2 protein-coding genes and 1 pseudogene are annotated in these 2,559 nt (G+C 45.7%); 1 reads left to right on the forward strand and 2 read right to left on the reverse strand.

Features of this window, described 5'->3' with window-relative positions; translation table 11 throughout:
• Positions 1–156 precede the first annotated feature (156 nt).
• The gene (thiO, locus tag AACV78_RS04350; RefSeq protein ID WP_194013119.1) at positions 157–1,245 is read right to left on the reverse strand and encodes a glycine oxidase ThiO; all 1,089 of its coding nucleotides are present in this window, start codon (positions 1,243–1,245) and stop codon (positions 157–159) included.
• A 204-nt stretch (positions 1,246–1,449) separates the two neighbouring features.
• On the reverse strand, positions 1,450–1,788 hold the full coding sequence (locus tag AACV78_RS04355; RefSeq protein WP_194013118.1) for a 2Fe-2S iron-sulfur cluster-binding protein: 339 nt from the start codon (positions 1,786–1,788) through the stop codon (positions 1,450–1,452).
• Between the two features lie 117 nt (positions 1,789–1,905).
• Here AACV78_RS04355 and AACV78_RS04360 point away from each other — a divergent pair.
• A pseudogene (locus AACV78_RS04360) lies at positions 1,906–2,559 on the forward strand (citramalate synthase); the annotation flags it as partial.

The following is a 2,559-nucleotide window of genomic DNA, read 5'->3' on the forward strand; positions in this document are numbered from 1 at the left end:
TTTCTTTCATATGTGCTATAGATAAAGTCTTAGCCCCCCCGCGAGTTCGGGGGGGTTGGGGGGGTAATATGTAGCGCTACTTTATCAAATTGTTATTACAACGGCTGACAGCAATTAAGTTCGCAGCATTCGGTTCCTGCGAACCGACTTTATAAATCAGGAAAATGCAAATCTAGAATAATTAAAAGCAGGCAATAACGGATCTAACTTTTGTTCCAACATCAAATCAGCTAACAATTTAGCCGTCACCGGAGCCAACAAAATACCGTTGCGATAATGCCCCGTCGCCAGTGTCAAATTCTCCCAAGCACTAGCACCCAAAATCGGCAACTCATCAGTCGTAGCAGGCCGAAATCCCCACCATAACTCCAGAATTGGATAATTTTGTAATTCTGGATATAACTGCATAGCTCCTGCTAGCAAGCTTTGGATTCCCGCCGCAGTATTTCCCGAAGTAAAATCCACATTTTCGCTAGTTGCACCAATAATAATTCTCCCATCTTGACGCGGCACAATATAAATACCGGTGCCGAATAAAACTGTTTGCAGCGGCTGAATGATTCCACAATTTTCTGGGACGCATACCGACAGCATTTGCCCCTTTCTGGGAAAAATAGGAACATTTAACAACTGCTCAGACCAAGCTCCTGTCGCCAAAACATAACGGTCAGCTTGCAATTTTCCTACCGTTGTTTCAACACCAAAAATTCGATTTTGCTGCCTAATAATTTGCCCTGCACTGCCTTGAATAATATTAATTTGCAATTCTTTGGTTGCAGTCTGAAGTGTCCGAAATAAAGCGCGGTTGTCTACTTGAGCATCGTCAGGATACCACCAACCACCAATTACTTCTTCACCCAATCCTAACTGCTGCTGGCGAACAGCATCTCTGTCTAACCATTGAGAGTTCAGATTTGACAAAAATGGCTGTTCTTGAAACTCATTTTTACACACAGGCGCGAGAATTCCCGATCGCCAATATCCCGTTTTCAATCCAGTCATCTCTTCTAGCCGTTCCACCCAGGCTGCATACAGGGCGCGACTTTGCAAGCACAAATCCAGCATCGGACTGGGGGGAATTCGTTCGGCTTGGGGGGCGAGCATTCCGGCAGCAGCCCGCGCCGTCGGTTGTTTAGAATTGGTGGTGAGAACGGCGACAGATGCCCCTCGCAACTTCAGTTCAACTGCTAGCGAAAGGCCGATGATTCCGCCGCCAATAATCAGAATATCTTGAGATGAATTCATTGACTTTTATGTGGACTTTCTGGCTGGTTTTACCTCTGGGCCTTCGGGTATTTTTTATTGACCGCAGATCAAAATTAGATAAACGCAGATGCTTTTTAAGATTGTTTATGACTTGGGTAATGCAAATGTCTTGAGAATTTTTGGGCAAGTCTTACATATTATCTTGCAAGCCGATCGGGCGATCGGCCTTTTTTCACAAAAAATCTATGCTTGCGGTTTCCAGACAGTTTCCGAGCCCTGGCCCCAAAAACCATCATATTTTGTCACCTTAATATCGCCTAAAACCTTAGTTTGGCAGGACAAACGGCGGTTCGATGCGGAAGAATGGGGAGGAAGCGAAAGTCGGGCTTTTTCGCGCCACTCGGGCTCGGAAACTTCACCCTCGATGCTGACGGCGCAGGTGCCGCAAGTGCCTAGCCCGTGGCAGTTGATGACTTTGGCGTTACCATTGTAGAGATCGATGCCGTTTTTGAGCAAAACTTCACGGAGATTCGATTCGCGATCGCACTCAAATGTTTTTCCTTGCGCTTGTACCTTAACCACAGCAATTTACCCCAATTAGATTTATGTTAATTTTCCTATATATTATCGCATTTATTTCAAATAAATTCATCTAATATAATAAGTCATATATTACCAATTTCTCTCTCCAAACTCCCCATGACAAATCGGCTCTGGATCTACGATACCACACTGCGAGACGGCGCTCAGTGCGAGGGACTGTCTCTATCTCTCGAAGACAAACTGCGAATTGCCCGTCAGTTAGACAGTTTAGGAATTCCCTTTATCGAAGGCGGCTGGCCGGGAGCTAATCCTAAAGACGTACAGTTTTTTTGGCGGCTCAAAGAAGAGCCACTAACTCAAGCAGAAGTTGTAGCTTTTTGTTCCACTAGGCGGCCGGGAAAAACCGCAGCTAATGATGAAATGTTGCAGCCTATTTTGTCGGCCGGTACTCGCTGGGTAACGCTGTTTGGTAAGTCCTGGGATTTGCACGTTATTGAAGGTTTGAAAACGACCCTAGATGAAAATTTGGCGATGATTCGAGATACCGTTGAATATTTGCGGAGTCAGGGAAGGCGCGTTATTTACGATGCCGAACACTGGTTTGACGGCTACAAACACAATCCCGATTATGCTCTTCAAACTTTAGCAGCGGCGGCGGATGCCGGTGCAGAATGGCTGGTGCTTTGCGATACTAACGGCGGCACTTTACCCCACGAAGTAACTCAAGTAGTTCGCGATGTGGCAGGAATAATAGAAAATTGGGATATTTCTAAATCGGAAATTTACCCCCCCCAACCCCCCCTTATTAAG

Origin of the sequence: Tychonema sp. LEGE 07196 (assembly GCF_963890365.1) — a bacterium.
Taxonomy (GTDB): Bacteria; Cyanobacteriota; Cyanobacteriia; order Cyanobacteriales; family Microcoleaceae; genus Microcoleus.